The sequence below is a fragment of the Candidatus Nitrosopumilus sp. genome (genome assembly GCF_965262695.1).
GTDB lineage: Archaea > Thermoproteota > Nitrososphaeria > Nitrososphaerales > Nitrosopumilaceae > Nitrosopumilus.
The window spans coordinates 813,819-830,024 of the sequence record NZ_OZ253550.1 but is presented as its reverse complement, the minus strand read 5'-3'; the positions used below and the strand labels follow the sequence as shown (position 1 = coordinate 830,024).

General features: G+C 34.2%; 20 protein-coding genes. 15 read left to right on the top strand and 5 right to left on the bottom strand.

The annotated features are described in order from the left end of the window. Positions 1 to 23: 23 nt before the first annotated feature. On the top strand, positions 24 to 773 hold the full coding sequence (locus ACQY2P_RS05085) for a thermonuclease family protein (RefSeq protein WP_428325607.1): 750 nt from the start codon (positions 24 to 26) through the stop codon (positions 771 to 773). A 44-nt stretch (positions 774 to 817) separates the two neighbouring features. Beyond that, the gene (locus tag ACQY2P_RS05080; protein WP_428325606.1) at positions 818 to 1,255 is read left to right on the top strand and encodes a universal stress protein; all 438 of its coding nucleotides are present in this window, start codon (positions 818 to 820) and stop codon (positions 1,253 to 1,255) included. 182 nt (positions 1,256 to 1,437) lie between these two features. Here ACQY2P_RS05080 and ACQY2P_RS05075 read toward each other — a convergent pair whose 3' ends face one another. Continuing rightward, positions 1,438 to 1,587 (bottom strand): hypothetical protein, encoded by a 150-nt coding sequence (locus ACQY2P_RS05075; RefSeq protein WP_428325605.1) that lies wholly within the window; start codon positions 1,585 to 1,587, stop codon positions 1,438 to 1,440. 201 nt (positions 1,588 to 1,788) lie between these two features. Between ACQY2P_RS05075 and ACQY2P_RS05070 the strand changes: the two genes are divergently transcribed. Further along, positions 1,789 to 2,229, top strand: a complete 441-nt coding sequence (locus ACQY2P_RS05070; RefSeq protein WP_428325604.1) for a thermonuclease family protein — start codon at positions 1,789 to 1,791, stop codon at positions 2,227 to 2,229. Between the two features lie 85 nt (positions 2,230 to 2,314). Beyond that, a complete protein-coding gene (locus tag ACQY2P_RS05065; RefSeq protein ID WP_428325603.1) occupies positions 2,315 to 5,656 on the top strand; it encodes a hypothetical protein in 3,342 nt (1,113 codons plus the stop codon). Between the two features lie 26 nt (positions 5,657 to 5,682). Here ACQY2P_RS05065 and ACQY2P_RS05060 read toward each other — a convergent pair whose 3' ends face one another. Then, a complete protein-coding gene (locus ACQY2P_RS05060; protein ID WP_428325602.1) occupies positions 5,683 to 6,222 on the bottom strand; it encodes a hypothetical protein in 540 nt (179 codons plus the stop codon). 331 nt (positions 6,223 to 6,553) lie between these two features. Between ACQY2P_RS05060 and ACQY2P_RS05055 the strand changes: the two genes are divergently transcribed. From ACQY2P_RS05055 to ACQY2P_RS05010, 10 genes are all read left to right on the top strand, one after another. After that, positions 6,554 to 6,838, top strand: a complete 285-nt coding sequence (locus ACQY2P_RS05055; protein ID WP_428325601.1) for a hypothetical protein — start codon at positions 6,554 to 6,556, stop codon at positions 6,836 to 6,838. A 143-nt stretch (positions 6,839 to 6,981) separates the two neighbouring features. Then, positions 6,982 to 7,389, top strand: a complete 408-nt coding sequence (locus ACQY2P_RS05050; RefSeq protein ID WP_428325600.1) for a VOC family protein — start codon at positions 6,982 to 6,984, stop codon at positions 7,387 to 7,389. Between the two features lie 130 nt (positions 7,390 to 7,519). Then, positions 7,520 to 8,287, top strand: coding sequence for a hypothetical protein (locus ACQY2P_RS05045; RefSeq protein ID WP_428325599.1), 768 nt, complete (start codon positions 7,520 to 7,522; stop codon positions 8,285 to 8,287). A gap of 3 nt (positions 8,288 to 8,290) precedes the next feature. Further along, a complete protein-coding gene (locus ACQY2P_RS05040; RefSeq protein ID WP_428325598.1) occupies positions 8,291 to 8,545 on the top strand; it encodes a hypothetical protein in 255 nt (84 codons plus the stop codon). Between the two features lie 17 nt (positions 8,546 to 8,562). Further along, a complete protein-coding gene (locus tag ACQY2P_RS05035; protein ID WP_428325597.1) occupies positions 8,563 to 8,772 on the top strand; it encodes a hypothetical protein in 210 nt (69 codons plus the stop codon). Positions 8,773 to 8,897: 125 nt separating this feature from the next. Further along, a complete protein-coding gene (locus tag ACQY2P_RS05030; protein WP_428325596.1) occupies positions 8,898 to 9,707 on the top strand; it encodes a hypothetical protein in 810 nt (269 codons plus the stop codon). Next, positions 9,697 to 9,972: a hypothetical protein gene (locus ACQY2P_RS05025; RefSeq protein WP_428325595.1), complete on the top strand. Its 276-nt coding sequence runs from the start codon at positions 9,697 to 9,699 to the stop codon at positions 9,970 to 9,972. The genes ACQY2P_RS05030 and ACQY2P_RS05025 overlap by 11 nt, the downstream gene beginning before the upstream one ends. After that, positions 9,969 to 11,846: a hypothetical protein gene (locus tag ACQY2P_RS05020; RefSeq protein ID WP_428325594.1), complete on the top strand. Its 1,878-nt coding sequence runs from the start codon at positions 9,969 to 9,971 to the stop codon at positions 11,844 to 11,846. The genes ACQY2P_RS05025 and ACQY2P_RS05020 overlap by 4 nt, the downstream gene beginning before the upstream one ends. A gap of 1 nt (position 11,847) precedes the next feature. Next, positions 11,848 to 13,176 carry a hypothetical protein gene (locus ACQY2P_RS05015; RefSeq protein WP_428325593.1) on the top strand — a complete coding sequence of 443 codons (1,329 nt, stop codon included), beginning with the start codon at positions 11,848 to 11,850 and terminating at the stop codon, positions 13,174 to 13,176. Then, on the top strand, positions 13,166 to 13,483 hold the full coding sequence (locus ACQY2P_RS05010) for a hypothetical protein (RefSeq protein ID WP_428325592.1): 318 nt from the start codon (positions 13,166 to 13,168) through the stop codon (positions 13,481 to 13,483). Before ACQY2P_RS05015 ends, ACQY2P_RS05010 begins: the two co-directional genes overlap by 11 nt. 148 nt (positions 13,484 to 13,631) lie before the next feature. On the opposite strand, the gene ACQY2P_RS05005 is transcribed toward ACQY2P_RS05010, so the two are convergent. Both ACQY2P_RS05005 and ACQY2P_RS05000 read right to left on the bottom strand, forming a co-directional pair. After that, positions 13,632 to 14,567 carry a hypothetical protein gene (locus tag ACQY2P_RS05005; RefSeq protein WP_428325591.1) on the bottom strand — a complete coding sequence of 312 codons (936 nt, stop codon included), beginning with the start codon at positions 14,565 to 14,567 and terminating at the stop codon, positions 13,632 to 13,634. Positions 14,568 to 14,968: 401 nt separating this feature from the next. Next, a complete protein-coding gene (locus ACQY2P_RS05000; protein WP_428325590.1) occupies positions 14,969 to 15,280 on the bottom strand; it encodes a hypothetical protein in 312 nt (103 codons plus the stop codon). 131 nt (positions 15,281 to 15,411) lie between these two features. Between ACQY2P_RS05000 and ACQY2P_RS04995 the strand changes: the two genes are divergently transcribed. Then, positions 15,412 to 15,729: a hypothetical protein gene (locus ACQY2P_RS04995; protein WP_428325589.1), complete on the top strand. Its 318-nt coding sequence runs from the start codon at positions 15,412 to 15,414 to the stop codon at positions 15,727 to 15,729. Positions 15,730 to 15,746: 17 nt separating this feature from the next. Here ACQY2P_RS04995 and ACQY2P_RS04990 read toward each other — a convergent pair whose 3' ends face one another. Further along, complete coding sequence (locus ACQY2P_RS04990) at positions 15,747 to 16,133, bottom strand: DUF302 domain-containing protein (RefSeq protein WP_428325588.1); 387 nt, start codon at positions 16,131 to 16,133, stop codon at positions 15,747 to 15,749. Positions 16,134 to 16,206: the final 73 nt, after the last annotated feature.

Sequence of the window (16,206 nt, the reverse complement as noted above, 5' to 3'; positions counted from 1 at the left end):
TAAACATCAATTCTAAACATCTTGTGAACAAAACAGTACTTGTAGGAATTGGAATTGCAATAATTGCTGTTGCAGTATTTGCTACTAGTTTTGATTATGATCTAGAACCTGCTCCTCCTGTAACTCAACATGATCTAAGAGTTATGATTGATGAATGGATGAATAATCCTCAAGAGGATGATATGGAACAAAGATTTGAGATAATGAAAGCATATTACACATTACAAGAATCTGGTCAGAAATTGACTGATGATCAAGAAGGCAGAGTCATGTACAATCAAATTGTGAAGATGGTCAGTTTTGATATTCCCAAAGTTGAACTTGATGCAATGAAACAAGAAATTAGAGATGAACTTCAAGAACTTGGTATTCTAATTCAACAAGAAGAACCAACTGATATTTCCTCCTCTGAATGTTTGGGTACTGCCCGATGTATTACTGGAACTGTGACTTCAATAATAGATGGGGATACAATCAAAGTAGATGGACAATCTGTCAGATTTGCACTAGTTGATGCTCCTGAATTAAAATACGATGGTGGACAGTCTGGTAAGTTTATTGAAGAAATTTGCCCTGTTGGTTCAACAGTTGTAGTTGATCAGGATGATGATCAGCTTCAAGACAAATACGGTAGACTCTTGGGAGTGATTTACTGTAATGATTTGAATCTAAACAAAGAGGTGCTTGATTCAGGAATTGGAGACCTTTACTCTGCATTTTGCGATCAAAGTGAATTCAAAGAGAGTGACTGGGCCATAAAACACGGATGTTGAAAATCAACTAATAGTATAAATTCCAAAAAAAACATTCTACAATAATGCAAAAAATTTTAGTTCCATTTGATGGCTCTGGATATTCTCAAAAAGCATTTGATAAAGCATTAGAGATAGCAGAAAAGTTTGGCTCAAAACTCATAGTCGTAACTGTACTACAATCCAAAGTCTCTGACTCTACTGGAATTTCTCTTGAAAGAATGCAAGAGATACAAGATGAGGAGAAGGATGCTGCTACTGTTATGTTAAAGGAACTGGAATCTCAAGCAAACGCCAAAAGTGTGGCATTTTTGATGGAAGTAATTCACAACCCTTCTTCTTCTGATGGAATAGTAACTTTTGCTGAGAAGAATAATGTTGATCTGATTGTAATCGGCTCTCATGGCAGAACCGGTTTTAGAAAGATTGTGTTGGGAAGTGTTGCAAATGGTGTGCTTGCAAATGCAAAATGCCCTGTTCTAATAACCAAAGGAACGGAATAACGAATCTGTATTCAATTCCTAATTATATGAACATTCAAATATATGAAATTCATAAAAAGTATGAATTTGTGAATGACTGAAAGAGTATCTTGCCCCTACTGTAAAAGACATCTAACCAGCAAAGGTTTTCTCCAAAGACACATTAGAGCATTTCACAATAGAGAAAATTCTAAAAAATAATTTTAGTATTGTTTCAATCCTTTTTCTAGTACTTCGTTTATTACTCTTGAAAAACTAACTGATGATGGAGATTCTTTTAGTTTTTTTGCTTGTAAGTTTCTTAGTTTTTTTGAAAGTTCACTGTTTAATATGATTGTAATTCTTTCTCCCATAACAATTATTGTTGTTTACATTACTTTGAATCAATAATAACTGATTTGTTTACAAGAATGTCAAACAAAATTAAATATTTCCATTTTTGGAAATGTGTTTAGATTTTATGATTTGTATTTAGATTATGAATTCGTTGATTACATTTATTTGAAAAGCTTACATTTAGAACACTTTATGACTCTCAATTAGGAACATATTTTGTGGACATTCGAAATTTTCGTCCAAATTACACTCGTGTAGTAATTTTATTCTCTGCATTTGCAATGGTTGCTTTAGTCATAAACACATTATTTTCTTATGAACCTGAACAAATTTCTGATAGCGTAAGTCATATCTTAGAAGGTGATGTCATTCTGACTCGACATCATGCAATCAGTCTGTCATTAGTAAATACTCCTGGGCCCGGCGAAGATGGATTTGAAAATGCTGTATTATTTACAGAATCATTATGTCCTGTAAATTCTATAGTTATTATTGATAAAGATAATTTGCAACCATTTGATGCTGATGGTAATACGGTTGCCAAAGTAATTTGCAAAGATGACAAGATTCTAAATCTTGAGTTACTAAATAAAGGACATGCCACTCTCTTAGAACCCTATTGTGACACAAGTGAATTTGCAAAAGAATTTGGTTGCTAGTTTTCCAAAATTAGGCAAATCTGATTGAATATACGAAGATCCTTTTAGCATACTTTATGAATGTGCTTTAATTTAGAATGTTGTATTGCAATATTTTTCTCTTATTTTCTTATTATTTCTTATTTCGTTTGTTTCAATTTCATTTGCTGATCCGCTTGTTTCAATTAACCATCCTGATCCTGTGGAAAACATACGCTTTGGAAATTCTGTAGACATTTCTGAAAATTATATTTTAGTTGGAGAACAAGATCAAGGTGCAACTAACTCTCCACTTGGTACGGCCTACCTTTATGATTTATCTGGAAACTTGGTACATGAATTCACAAACACTGATGCTTCTTTAGCAGTTGGTTTTGGAACTTGGGTGCAATTTTTTAACAATGATATTCTGATTGCATCTCCATTTGATGATACTGATGCAATTGATTCAGGTCATGTCTACCTCTATGATGTATCTGGGAACTTGATACGAACTTTTGAAAATCCTGAACCTTCTAATTTTGATAATTTTGGTTCTGTGATGGTTGTGTCTGAGAATCGTGTTTTGATTAGTGCACCTAGTCACAATCTTAGCGGAATAGTCTATCTGTTTGACTCTTTAGGTAACCTACTTCAAACTTTTGAAAATCCTGATCCTATTGATTACAATAATTTTGGTCATTCAATAGCTATTTCTGGCAACCATGTTTTGATTAGTAATCCATTTGATGACACTGATGCTGATGATGCTGGTGTTGTTTACTTGTTTGATGCAACAACAGGTAACCTACTTCAAACTTTTGAAAATCCTGCTCCTGCTGAATTAGATTATTTTGGATTTTCAGTAGCAGTTGATGAAACTAGAGCATTCATTGGAAGTTATGGGTATGATGTTGGTGGAACAAACTCTGGAATAGTATATGTGTTTGATCTATCTACTGGCAATCAGATTTCTACAATTTCTAATCCAAGTGTAATACATGCTTGGGATAATTTTGGCTCTTTTGTTTCTCTAGATGGTGATTATCTGATTATTAGTGCACGAAATGACGGTGAACCAAGTAATGCTCCTGCAGGAACTGTTTACTTGTTTAACGACGAGACTTTTGAGTTGATAAAATCCATTCACAACCCAGATCCTCATTATAATGACGTATTTGGAACATCTGTTGCATTACATGGTGAAAAACTGGTAATTGGTTCACCTTTTGATGATACTGGTTTTTCTAACGCAGGTTCCGTGTATCTTTTTGATACATCACCTGATGACATCCAGGTGGCACCCACTGTTCAAATAACGCCTGGTTCACCTCAATTCCTATTCAATATTGATGTGATATCCTCTGAATCTGAGCATGATTTTACCCCTACTGACATTGCATTTTCTAATGATGGAAAATTGTATGCAGCAGATAGCAGTAACGAACAAGTTCAGATTTTTGATACCGAAGGAAATTTTCTTTCTAGCTTTGGCGAATCAGGAACTGATGAAGGAAAATTCAAAGGTTTGTCTGGAATAGCAGTTGATTCTGTGGGAAATATCTATACTTCTGAAATTGATATCAACACAAGCCGAATTCAAATCTTTGATAAGGATGGCGAACATGTATTTTCCTTTGGTTCACGTGGTGAAAGTATATCTCGATTCATGAATCCAAAACACATTACAGTTGATGATTCTGGAAAAATTTTTGTTGCAGATTCTGGAAATAATAGAATAAAATCCTTTGATAGTTCTGGTGAAAATGATTTAGTATTTGGAAATCAAGGTGTGCAGAATGGCTACTTTAATGATGCAAATAGTGTTGCAGTAGATTCCAGTGGAAAAATATACGTTGCAGACTTGCATAATTATCGAATTCAAGTATTTGATAATTCAGGAAACTTCCTCTCCAGTTTTGGTGAGACTGGAACTGCCAATGATAATTTCTATCCGTTAGATGTGGACGTTGATTCTGTTGGCAACGTCTATGTCACAGATCTTGGAGAAAGACCAATTCACATCTATGATGACACTGGCTCTAGGTTATTCGTTTTTGGTGAACCTGGAACCAAAAATGGTCAGTTTAGTTCTATGCGCAGTATTACAGTAGGACCTGATGGACGAATCTATGTTGCTGATACCTACAATAACAGAATCCAAGTTTTCTCAGCTATTGTTGATTTGACACAAAATGATTCTGCAGATGAAGATATACCAATTGATGATTCCACCACTGAAACTGAACCGATTTTAAATGACATTTCACAATTTACTGATCTCGATTATGATGATACTGTTGGTACCCTTGTTGAGAATGACATTGAACTGTTCACGTATCATGATGATACATACAATTTCTCAATTGACTACCCTTCGTTTTGGAAAGTATCTGACACTGTGATACATTATGATCCTACTCCGGGCGTTGATGATGGTCACATACATCTGGTCTCTTTTGAATACATTTACACTGGAGCAATGAACCGCATCAGTGTTTATTTATCTCAAAATGATATTGCTGCAAAACACGATGGACAATCTTATCTGGATTATCTGGAAAAAACATCAATCGACATATGCGCCAATAGTCAAGAAAATCTTGGAACGATATGTCAAAATCATGTAATCAATGATCTATCTACTATAGAAATAGATGAAAAAACATGGTATCAAGTAAGATACAGTTATGATTCTGATGATATGCGATACGAAACTGACTCTTTTGCGTTTAATCACTTGGATATTCTAACTGACACCCTAGTTGGTGATGACATTTGGATAATTGAATCTCACAACTCGTTTGTCAATGACAAAACCCAGTATGCCATGCCTCTGTCAATAATTGACCAATCCATTGAGTCATTTAGATTTACTGAACCATCTGTTGAAGAATCTGTAACCCTTGAAGATTCCCCCGAGTTAGGTCTTGCACCTTTTGTTGATCCAACCAAAGATCCGCAGTACTATGTAGACCGATACAACAATGAACCATCCTACAAAGAATGGTTTGACAATAATTATCCAGAATACACAATTGAGGAAGCAGTAGGCTATGAAGAAATAATAGAGTTGGTCCCATCATGGGTAAAAAACAATGCAAAGTGGTGGGCAGATGGCAGCATTAATGATGATACGTTCAAACAAGGAATTCAGTTCATGGTCAACGAAAAAATTCTAGATGTCAAAGTGGAAACTGATTCAAAATCTATCTTGTCTTTTGTTGATAAAGAAAAAGATCCCCAAAGTTATGTAGACCGATACAACAATGAACCATCCTACAAAGAATGGTTTGACAATAATTATCCAGAATACACAATCGAGGAAGCAGTAGGAATTTCTAATAATGCAATTCCAACTTGGGTAAAAAATAATGCTGAATGGTGGGCAGATGGTTTGCTTTCAGAAGATGATTTTCTAAAAGGCATTGAATATTTGGTAAAAGAGAGAATTATCAGTGTAAATTAATTTCAAAATTAAATCTCTATTCGTTTTCAACTTTTTGATTCTGGAATTTTTACTTTAAATTCAAATTCCTCTTCATTTGATTTAAAATTACTTGTAGAATATTTTGCGTCATTGAACATTTTGAAATATATCATTCCATTCACATAAAGCCAATTGTAACCCATGTCACTATTGGCACATACAATTGTTCTAATTCCATTGTTGTCATCATAATACAAATGATGTCCATTTTGTTTGAACCATGTAGACATTGTTGCAGTCATCTCTTCAAATTTTAGCATTGGAGAAAATAATTGCATGCAAGATACTGTTGGTTTATATTTTTCTTTAACCCAATTATCTAACTCATCTTTTGCAAATCTATTGTATAGCTTTTTTATTTCACCACGTTGTACTATCAAGTCTTGACGCTTGAAACATTTGTTTAATACGTCAATGTTGTTAATGATCATATTTTCTGCAGCTTTGGTAGGGGAGATGTTTTGTTCTTTTGCAGCAAGTCTGATTGAATCTGCATGATCTTTTGTAAATCGTAAACTGAATACTTCGTCTTTTGTCTTACCCATATCTGTAATGGCATGATTTTATTATAAAATGATTTTTAGCATGATTTTTGTCAAAATATCATATTTCTTGCAAAAGCTTACATTTACAGCTAATATTATATGCTATTCATACTCATTATTGTTGTGGAAATTATGGATTTAGCCAAAGTTTGTATCCGATGTCAAAAAAAATTCCAAAACAGATCTAGTGATTATTGTTCAACTGAATGTGCAGAAGAATCCATGCCTACGAAAAATTAATTTCTGATACTAAACTCCAAAAAGTTCAAGTTTTGTTATGGCCGTATCTTTTCTTCTTTATTGTTAAATACAATGATTTGAAAATTTTTTTGTGACTAGAACCAATAGCAAAAAATCTGTCGCACTTACTGCCATAATGGCAATAGTTGTCATGATGGCATTGGGCATCACCGATGTTTTTGGTGATCATGAGGCAGACACACTAGTTCACGAGTTTGGAGAGCTTCTTGATGGTGTAGAGGCAGAGATTCTAAAAATCCCAAATGATACAGAACCCTCTGTAAATACATCTGATACGATGCAAACTGAAATAATTTTGTCACAGATTGCATACATTGAAGCCTTTGACGAAGTAATTCGTTCACAAATTCTCTAAAGTACTCGATAGATTCCACTAGTGGAAACTAAATTTTGAGTACTTGATTTTACATTCATTTTTTTGTAGCAAGTACTCTAACCCTCATTTTTTTATGCAAATGATGCGAATACTTTATGAATCACATTTCTCAATTTTTTGTGATGATTGATGAAATTGAAGGTATGACTGTAATGGTTTCTGATCAACAAAAGGCATTAGAGTTCTATACAGAGAAACTAGGCTTTGAAACAAAATTGGATACTGATGTTGCAGGATTTCGATGGATAGTGGTGGGTCCAAAAAACTCTAACACAGTCATTAGTCTGGCAGATCCTACTAGTGTTGAAAAATGGTCTGAAAAAAAATCAAAAAAACTAGATCTGAAAATAGGCACTTCTACTGGAATTTGGTTTTTTACAAAAAATATTGATGATACATATCATGAATTGCAGTCAAAAGGCATTGAGATTACAAAGCCTGAAAAACAAGTTTGGGGAGGAATAATGAGTACTTTGTTTGATCAAGACAAGAATAGTTTTGGTCTTGTGGGCGATTCTGAAAAACACTAACTAATATTGAGAAAAGAAATGAACAGTAAATACAAAATTCTTTCAATTGTAATTTTAGGAATTACTGTAATTAGTAGTAAACATTTTAGACTTTCTGAATTTAATACCCACACTTGGCGGTTTTTGGTTTATGATGCAAAGTTCTGATTCTTCTTTTGCTAAAAGATATTATCCATTAATCTTGATAGCAATAGGCAGTTTTTTCCTACTATTTCCATTTGGCGAGATTGGTGGCGAATATGCGTTTTATCTGTCAGGAATTATTGGATTTGCTGCTTTGATCATAGGGGTAGTCATATACTATCAGAAACGAGCCACATATTCTACTAGTCTTCGAAAGAAGATGAAGATTTTAGGAATACTGTTCCTTGCAAGCGTGGTTGCTATTCCATTGGTAGGAGTTGGAATGGGCGTGGCAGTTGGATTGGGCCATGTCTTTTATGATCCTAGTAGTTTGGATGACACCCAAGATATTGATCCCATACTTTTACAGACTCGTATTTTGGATTGGGTGAATACCAATCGTGTCAAAAGTGATGTTAGCGGTCTAAATCTCGATGATACTCTGAATAGTCTTTCAAAATTACGTAGTACTGATATGGCAAATGAATCTCCAGAACAAGCAGAGATTATTTCTGATTTGGATGTAAATCTAATTGCAAAAAACAACAATCTAGAATGTGTTATTGATAACGATGTCATACCAATACAAGAATACGTTCTTTTCATCCCTCATTCAAAATTTACTAACATCGAAGAGTTTGTTGATTTTATCATGGGATTTTTGATTGAACATGAAACTGAAAAAAATACGGTATTTGATTCTGATTCTACTCTAACAGGAATTAGTGTTTCAAAGAATGATGAATTTTTGGTGGTAGTGCAAAATTTCTGTTAGATCATGAAAACTAGTTATCTAATTCTAATTTTAATTGGAATTGCATCTTTGGGAATTGTCTTTGCATTAAATTATGATAATTCTACGTTTTCTAAACAAAGCTTGCAAACAGGTGAAACAATATTTCCATCAGGAACATTTACTTCTATAATTATTGGCAGTCTCGGTCCAATTCTAATTGTATTTTTTATTGTGATTTATGCTATTAAAAAAAGAAAAGCAAAAACAGCATCAAAAAGGGGGTTGTCAAATAATTGATAACAGAAATATTGTCTATGGACTATAAACTTGGAATTTGGATTGTTCTAGGTGGAATATTGGCAATTGCAATTGTTTCTACTTTGATTAACCACCACAAAAAGAAAAAATCCAATCAAGAGATGTGTATTTCGTGTAGAGGCATAGGGTTTATGCCTACATACACTAGTAAGCCTATTCCACCATGTAAACGATGTAACGGTACAGGATATGTGAAGAAAAAATGAGTCTAACACAATTTTTATGTGAAATTGGAATTTTTCATTCTTTTACTGAAATTGATGGTCAAATACGATGTCAATATTGCAACAAACTTCCTGGATTTTGGGATTTTTTTTGGGGTAGTTAGAAAATGAACACTAAACTTTTGATAATTATTGGAATTGTTCTGGCATCAGTAATTTTTACTGCATTAGGAACTGTAATGTATATTCAAAATCAATGTGAATCTCTTCCAGGTTATTGGCATATGCCTAGACCCCCAACTTTAGAAAATTGTTTACAGTATTTGCAACAAAATGATAATTCTAAACAATCTCAACTCGACGATGATCACCTGCGAAAACTTCATTGTGTACAAACCTTTGAGAAAATTTATCTTGAATTTCTTGACCGGCCATCATGTGAAAGATCTCCTCCTGAACCAACATGTGAACCAGAATTGTTTGAAACAGTAATTAGAGAAAACAAGGAATTTCTCGAATCCTCGTGTGTATATGATTTTGAAGACTGGGCATATTTTTCAGAATACAATGATGTTATCTGGTACTCGTTAACGCCTCAATATTCTTTTGATGTTCCCAAGGTAAACCCTGCAAGTAAACCTGTCCCACTTGTAGTTGAAGAATGGGGTTATCACATGTGTGATGATTTCAATGTGATGATAATTTCCCATGATGAAAAAAGAGATGTAGTTTGGCATGATAGAAAATCCAACTTTTGTGTTGTTGTAGACCCTCCAAAATGGCAGAAATTTACCCATGAAATGTCTGTTACATCTAATCCGATATTATTGGAGCATGGAAATTACTATGCGCTACTTTATTTTGGCAAAATGCTAGAGATAGACAATCTAATTGATGATAGTTATGTGGAGTTTGATGAGGTTTCCAAAATTTACTTTAGTGTAAATGCCAATATGGATTTAGAAAATGAAAATTAGATACATTGCAATAGGTGCAGTATTTTCTCTTTTGCTAGGTATTTCCATATCTATTCTAAGTATCGAAACATTTCCATCTGAACCTCCTCAAAACTTACCCAAAGGAATGGTTCCTATAACACCTGAAGTTGGAAAAACATCAACTCCTATTGGAATTTACATGATTATTGCAAGCGTGTTAGTTCTGATTGGAACTGGCATCTATTCATTAATTGACTTTCAAAAAAGAAGAACTGGCAAGACGGATATGAGGAACAAAAAATGAAAACTAGACTTTTGATAATAATTGGATTTGTTGTAGTTGGAATTATAGGTGTGTCTGCAGTTTCCCCTGTTTTTGCTTCAATATCTTTTGACAAATCTACATACACATGGACTGATAAAGTAAACATTAGAGTTACAGAACACGGTGTTGATTCTGAAAACACATCTGTTAGAATTTACACTTCTGATCATGAACTAAGAAATTACAAGTTATCAAAGGCTGGAAATGGACTATTTACAGGCCAAATAACACTTTCAGGCTTTACACATGATGCTGATGGTGATGGCAAATCTGATACAATTCCACAAACAACTGGAAATGGTCCCAATAATGGTTTTATTGAAACAACTAGAGATGATGAAATTACAATTTCCATAAGATTTGCTGATGGTGATAAGATAAAAAAAACTGCAAAAATTCTTTGGAACGTTGGAAGTATAGATTTTGAGAGATTGTTTCCTAGACATAATGAATCTATTCACATCAAAGTGACTGATGTTGACATGAATCTACATCCTGATACAATTGATATAGTTCCAGTTCATGTATATTCTGATTCTGACAAGGCAGGAATTACTCTTGATGCAAGAGAACAATATGATAGTCCTGGACTCTTTGAAACAATCTTCTCACTTTCATCAGGAGAATCTAGAGGAGATCGTCTTCACGCACTACCTAATGATACAGTTTATGTCCAGTATGACGATTACACACTTCCAAAACCATATGGAATCAATGATGACTTGGCAATCATTACAAAATTGCATCCTTTCCCACTTGAACCGCTTGATGATAAAAAAATAGAATGGAGTCAGGGAAACTATGCAGTAAAAAATGGAACAGGTACTGCAAAAATTATTGTAACTGATCCTCAAAAAAATACTTTTGAAGATAGTGTTGAAACTGTTTCTGCATCTGTCTTCTCTGATAGTTCTCGAGAGGGAATAGTTATTGATCTATATGAAACTGAAAAAAACTCGGGAATCTTTGAGAGAACTTTTTCATTTAGTGACAAACGTTCTGCACCAAACATCTTGTATGGTGTGGAAGGTGATACTGTAACTGCACGCTATTCTCCTATTACTGACGAATCTGAAAATGTGTTTTTGGTATCAACTATGTTTCTGGGACTTTCTGCCCCTCCTGTAGAACGTGCACCTGTAAGCAGTCCTAGGATATATGATCTTGAGCACAACACAATAGCTTATCCTGTTGTTGGAGAGCAGGTCTTACTGACATCTGATATTACTAGTCAACAAAACCGTGAGCAACCATTTGTTTGGATTGCTCAAATAACTGATAGTGAGAAAAAAACACAAGCACTATCCTGGATTAATGGAACATTAAATCCTCAATCATCCTTTAGCCCTACCACTTCGTGGACTCCTCAAATTGCAGGTGAATATCAAGTTGTGTTCTTTGTATGGGAAAGCATTGACAACCCCTCTGCCTTATCTCCTCCAATAGAGTTAGATTTTACAGTATTAGATGAGGATCCTACAAGACATCAATATGAAGAACTTTCAGATGATCAAATCCTAGAAAGACAAAATCTGATTGAAGAGTTGAGAATAGTTCCTAGGGAAAACAGCATGGAACATCTGTCTGATGATGCACGTGATTTTGTGATTTCTGAAGTGTTGCAAAACAAACAGGTTTCCTCAATACTTGATGGTTATACATATGATGTTGAATGTTGTTCTTTTTCAGTAGATAGACAGAATCCAACTCTTAACCAACATGTGGGATTGAAATTCCATGTAGATGAAAAATATCTTTTCGTTACTATTACCTTTGATTTGAAACAAGAAAAAATAACTGCAATCCTAAAGGGCTCTAGTGATGGATTTTCCATAATGCCAATTGATGATTAAAATGAAAACTAGACTTTTGATAATTATTGCATTTGTGTTGTTGTTGCCTCTTCAAACGATTTATGCTCCACCTCCACCTGACCCCGAATCGGACTTTTATTATTCAGACCATGTTGTAACAGGAGTAATAACATCTTCTGAAATTATTGTTGATCCTAGAGAAGATAATTCATCTACAACATTCTATGATACCGTAATCTATCAAGTAGAAGTTTCACAGTGGCACAAAAACCCCTTGACTGAGAACACCGTTACCGTTTATGGAATACATTTTCCAAATAATGTGAACCCCGAACCGCAATGGGGTATAGCAGAGTTTGAAATTGGAGACATGGTGTATCTTTATCTTGATTATACTGATGATGGTCTGAAATTTCGAGAGTATGGCTCTTACTTGATTGAACCCGAACCCGAACAAGATGAACTCATCTATGTCAACTGCGGTTTTGGAACAACACTACAAGATGGAATATGTGTAGTAAACGAAACAACGGACAATGCTATAGATTCCTCTGATTGTTGGGGAGGACCTGCATGCAAATATGAAATTCAATCTCCACTAAAACAATTCAAGTTAGGAATTCCAGTTGATGAAATTCAATGTAATGAGTCATTAATTCTTGTAACAAAAAATAATGGCACTCCTGCTTGTGTGAAAGAACAAACTCTTCTAAAATTAGTTGAAAGAAAATTAATCATCACATCAAAAGCAGAAGGAGATCTTATGCTAGATGCTGGATACAAACTATTTCCTGGTGTTGGTTGGGTAGAACAAGAAAAATCATTATCTCCTGAACCCGAACCCGAACGCAATCCTGTTCCAGAAGGAAATTATGTTGATAAGAACATCTACGTCTATTCAGTTAATGATGCTGAATCCCATCTAAATTACACACTTAGTACACCCTATCTTCCAGAGGGAACAGAACTTGAAAAAATCAAAATATCTGGTGACAAAAGAAAAGCAACCATTTTCTATTCCAATGGTTTGGAGATTAAACACAATCCAATGGGAATAAACTTCAACAATACTCATTACAAACTAAACCCTGAACGAGAAGCAGGTAAAATATTCTATGATTTTCGTGGAACGTTTGCAGAAGGATATGAAATAGATGAACCAAATCGACCGCACTATTCTACAATAATAATTCACAGAGATGACAGAATCTATATCAGAGCTACAATGGATGCTGGCCTTGATGAATTGTTAAAAATGATAGAGCCCATGGATTTGAACGTACCACACGTTCGGTACACCCCGACTCTTGATTATGTAATGGGTGCTCCTGAACCTGAACCGACACCTGAGCCAGAAAATGAAAACTAGATACAAAATAATTTTAGTTATTGGAATTTTTGTTTTATTCTATGTGACAATTCCCTTGTTTACTCAACATTGTTTTGAAATTTCTGATGACTGTGAGGTGTTTAGACAATTAATGAATCATACAAGGGCTGGAATGGTTGTAAGTTCTGGGGATGGAGGTATTAGAGAATGGAGTGGTACGGCACAAGGAATAGAAGAGCCAACACTTGTTCAGCAACTAAGAGTAAACATTCCATTTATTCAAACTATGATTCTTCCCCCAATAGTAATTATTATTGCAATAATATTTTGGGATAGAAGAATATGAAAACTAAAACTTTGATGCTGCTTTTAAATTCAATTCTATAGATCTTAGGTAGGACATTTGTTAGGACATCTAAAGCCTTTCATGTTTGTTGGAGAATCTGCAACAAGTTCTTCCATAATACTTCCACATTTTTTACAAATTCTAGTTTTCAAATTCTATCGCCTAACAATTCTAAAAATTCATCAGGCACCGAATCGTATCGCTGTTCATAGTGCTTTATTTTTTCAGTAAATTCTGTTTCATCAAAATTGTTATCCATGGCAAGGCGTACCAATTCACTAAGTAAGTTTAATCGATGCAAATCTTTTACAATTGGATTGATATCTTCAGGATCTTTGCTATCTTGTTGTTGAATTATTTTGAGATAATTTTTCACATCAATTGAGATTTGTTCATTGTATTTTGCAAGTTCCTGTCTCCATGGGTCTAGATGGATTTCACAAAAATCATCGCTTTGAAGGCTTGAAATTACTTCATTTGGATAATTACTGCTTGTTGCGTTTTTGATTACGGGTTCATGACAACGCAAAAAGAAGTAATCCAATGTCTCCCCCGTACAAGAATCTACATGAAAGAAAGTTGATGCGTGTTTGTCTCCTGATTTAGCTGAAAAACCATAATGTACTGTGGAGTTGTAATATCGCTCATCAGCAATATCTAATTCTATGGGATACTTTTGATATTTTTCACTATACATAAAGAAAAGTTCTGTTTCACGAATATTTTGTAAATGAAGAGAAAGATTAGGTAATATGTTACAGATGGGAGTATTCTTGTATTCTTCACTAGAGTGTTTTACCTCTGATGAATCTCTAAACGGGAAATTCCAATCCTCTTTGAGATATATCGAATCAATCTCAACTCCTAGAATTGATGATGTAACAGATTGTAACTGTTTTTTCATTTTTGATTTGTGTTCATCAAGACTGTTTTGATTTTCTGATTCTTTTGCTTCTTGTGCCTTTTGATTTATTTTTTCAAGACTTGACAAGGATACAATTTCATTTGGATCATTTGTAATCAACCCCAAAGATATACAAGCCAAAACCCCCACAACTGTAATTATTCCATATTCTAGTTTCATTTTCTAATTGTATTCCATTTTCGTGAACATTTTACCAGGTACCGTCAATTGATTTTTTGTTTGGATACTCATATAGTATTCTTGTGCTTTGTTCGTATTGATTTTAAGTCATCTAGAATTATAGTAATACTTTCATATAGTAAGCATGATTGTGTTTTTGATATGGGACTGTCTGTATGCAAAAACAACTGCCGTTCTTATGAACAAACATCAAAACACAAGGCATATGAGATTGGAGGCTGTTTTTGCAGAAACTGTGACTATTATTTTGCAGAAAAATTCCTGAGATGTCCTTGCTGCAATGTTAGAGTACGATATTCCACGCGCTCAAATAGGCGAAAATTAGAATCTGAAACTGTAAGACTGTGAGATTTGGATTCGAATAAAAAATAAGAAAAAAATTAACTTGTAGGATTCATCAAGGCTGCTCTCTCTTTGACTTTTTGGTCAACATATGCAGTAACCCATTCTCCTGGAGATGCATCACATGCTCCTATGTTCACTGCATAGCCGTCATAGGTTTCTCCAATACATCCTGATTCTGTAACTGCGACTATTTTGACACTCTCCAAATTCTCTTCTGGTGCTACATACCACATCAAATATGCAAATAACAATACTGCACCAATCGCAATAACTCCTCCAACTATTGCCAGAGATTTTATGTTTGATGAATTGTTTGTTTTGTTTGGTTGTCTATTGATTGCAGACATACCATCTCTACTTGAAAGTTAATTAAAAGACAAGGAGATATTTTCCAACAGTAGATTTCAGATCTGGAAATCGATTATGAAAGTTGTTCCTGTCCTTTTTATCTGATTTTGACGTAACTATAGTGAAGAACATGTTAGAGCAAAAACAATCAAAAAAACCGCCACGACTTGCAATTATTGCATTGATGGCAGCAGGACTAGCAGTAGTTCTTGTTTTCACACTCACTCCATGGAACTTTGTTCCAACTCAGGTAACTGAAGATGTAACTGTACTTGCAGTTACTGAGCATGGCTGTGTTGGAGAATCCCAATATGGGGTAAGTGTTGTCGTGCCTCAATGCAGTGCACAAGTTGGCGATATAGTATCTGCTACATTTTATGTTCCATCAATGGAACTAAACGGATACTATGACAGATTACAAGATAGAGTTGATGTGGTAACCCCATAACTCTATTTTTTTAAAAATTATTTTGCATTTTCTATTACTTTAATGAGATTGTCTTCTATCTCTTCGCCTGAAAATTTGAGATTATTCTCTGATGCCATTGAAAGCAATGATGTTGGTCTTGCCAAGCTTATGTAATTCTCTTTATCTTTTTGATATACTGCAATTGTGCATGGTAATAACAATCCCAGGTCTGGATTTGCCTCTAGAACTTGCTTTGCCAAGTTTGGATTACATACCTCCATTAGTCTGTAATTATCTGCAAATTCTAATCCTTTTTCTGACAAAATTTTCTTAAAATCCAGAGTTTCTAAAACCCCAAAACCAATCTCTTTTAGATCTTCTGTAAGCGTATTGATCACATCATCAATATTTTTTTGTGTTTTTACAGTATGTGTGAAACTCATTGTGTATATTTCTCATTTTATACATATATTGAAGAAATACGATTTCCACACTTGAAAGCTATTTGTGGAAAAC

Coding starts and splice junctions, on each gene's coding strand:
- ACQY2P_RS05080 (WP_428325606.1), top strand. CDS start 818: ATGCAAAAAATTTTAGTTCCATTTGATGGCTCTGGATATTCTCAAAAA.
- ACQY2P_RS05015 (WP_428325593.1), top strand. CDS start 11,848: ATGAAAACTAGACTTTTGATAATTATTGCATTTGTGTTGTTGTTGCCT.
- ACQY2P_RS04990 (WP_428325588.1), bottom strand. CDS start 16,133: ATGAGTTTCACACATACTGTAAAAACACAAAAAAATATTGATGATGTG.
- ACQY2P_RS05045 (WP_428325599.1), top strand. CDS start 7,520: ATGATGCAAAGTTCTGATTCTTCTTTTGCTAAAAGATATTATCCATTA.
- ACQY2P_RS05005 (WP_428325591.1), bottom strand. CDS start 14,567: ATGAAACTAGAATATGGAATAATTACAGTTGTGGGGGTTTTGGCTTGT.
- ACQY2P_RS05000 (WP_428325590.1), bottom strand. CDS start 15,280: ATGTCTGCAATCAATAGACAACCAAACAAAACAAACAATTCATCAAAC.
- ACQY2P_RS05010 (WP_428325592.1), top strand. CDS start 13,166: ATGAAAACTAGATACAAAATAATTTTAGTTATTGGAATTTTTGTTTTA.
- ACQY2P_RS04995 (WP_428325589.1), top strand. CDS start 15,412: ATGTTAGAGCAAAAACAATCAAAAAAACCGCCACGACTTGCAATTATT.
- ACQY2P_RS05020 (WP_428325594.1), top strand. CDS start 9,969: ATGAAAACTAGACTTTTGATAATAATTGGATTTGTTGTAGTTGGAATT.
- ACQY2P_RS05050 (WP_428325600.1), top strand. CDS start 6,982: ATGATTGATGAAATTGAAGGTATGACTGTAATGGTTTCTGATCAACAA.
- ACQY2P_RS05025 (WP_428325595.1), top strand. CDS start 9,697: ATGAAAATTAGATACATTGCAATAGGTGCAGTATTTTCTCTTTTGCTA.
- ACQY2P_RS05030 (WP_428325596.1), top strand. CDS start 8,898: ATGAACACTAAACTTTTGATAATTATTGGAATTGTTCTGGCATCAGTA.
- ACQY2P_RS05035 (WP_428325597.1), top strand. CDS start 8,563: ATGGACTATAAACTTGGAATTTGGATTGTTCTAGGTGGAATATTGGCA.
- ACQY2P_RS05075 (WP_428325605.1), bottom strand. CDS start 1,587: ATGGGAGAAAGAATTACAATCATATTAAACAGTGAACTTTCAAAAAAA.
- ACQY2P_RS05060 (WP_428325602.1), bottom strand. CDS start 6,222: ATGGGTAAGACAAAAGACGAAGTATTCAGTTTACGATTTACAAAAGAT.
- ACQY2P_RS05040 (WP_428325598.1), top strand. CDS start 8,291: ATGAAAACTAGTTATCTAATTCTAATTTTAATTGGAATTGCATCTTTG.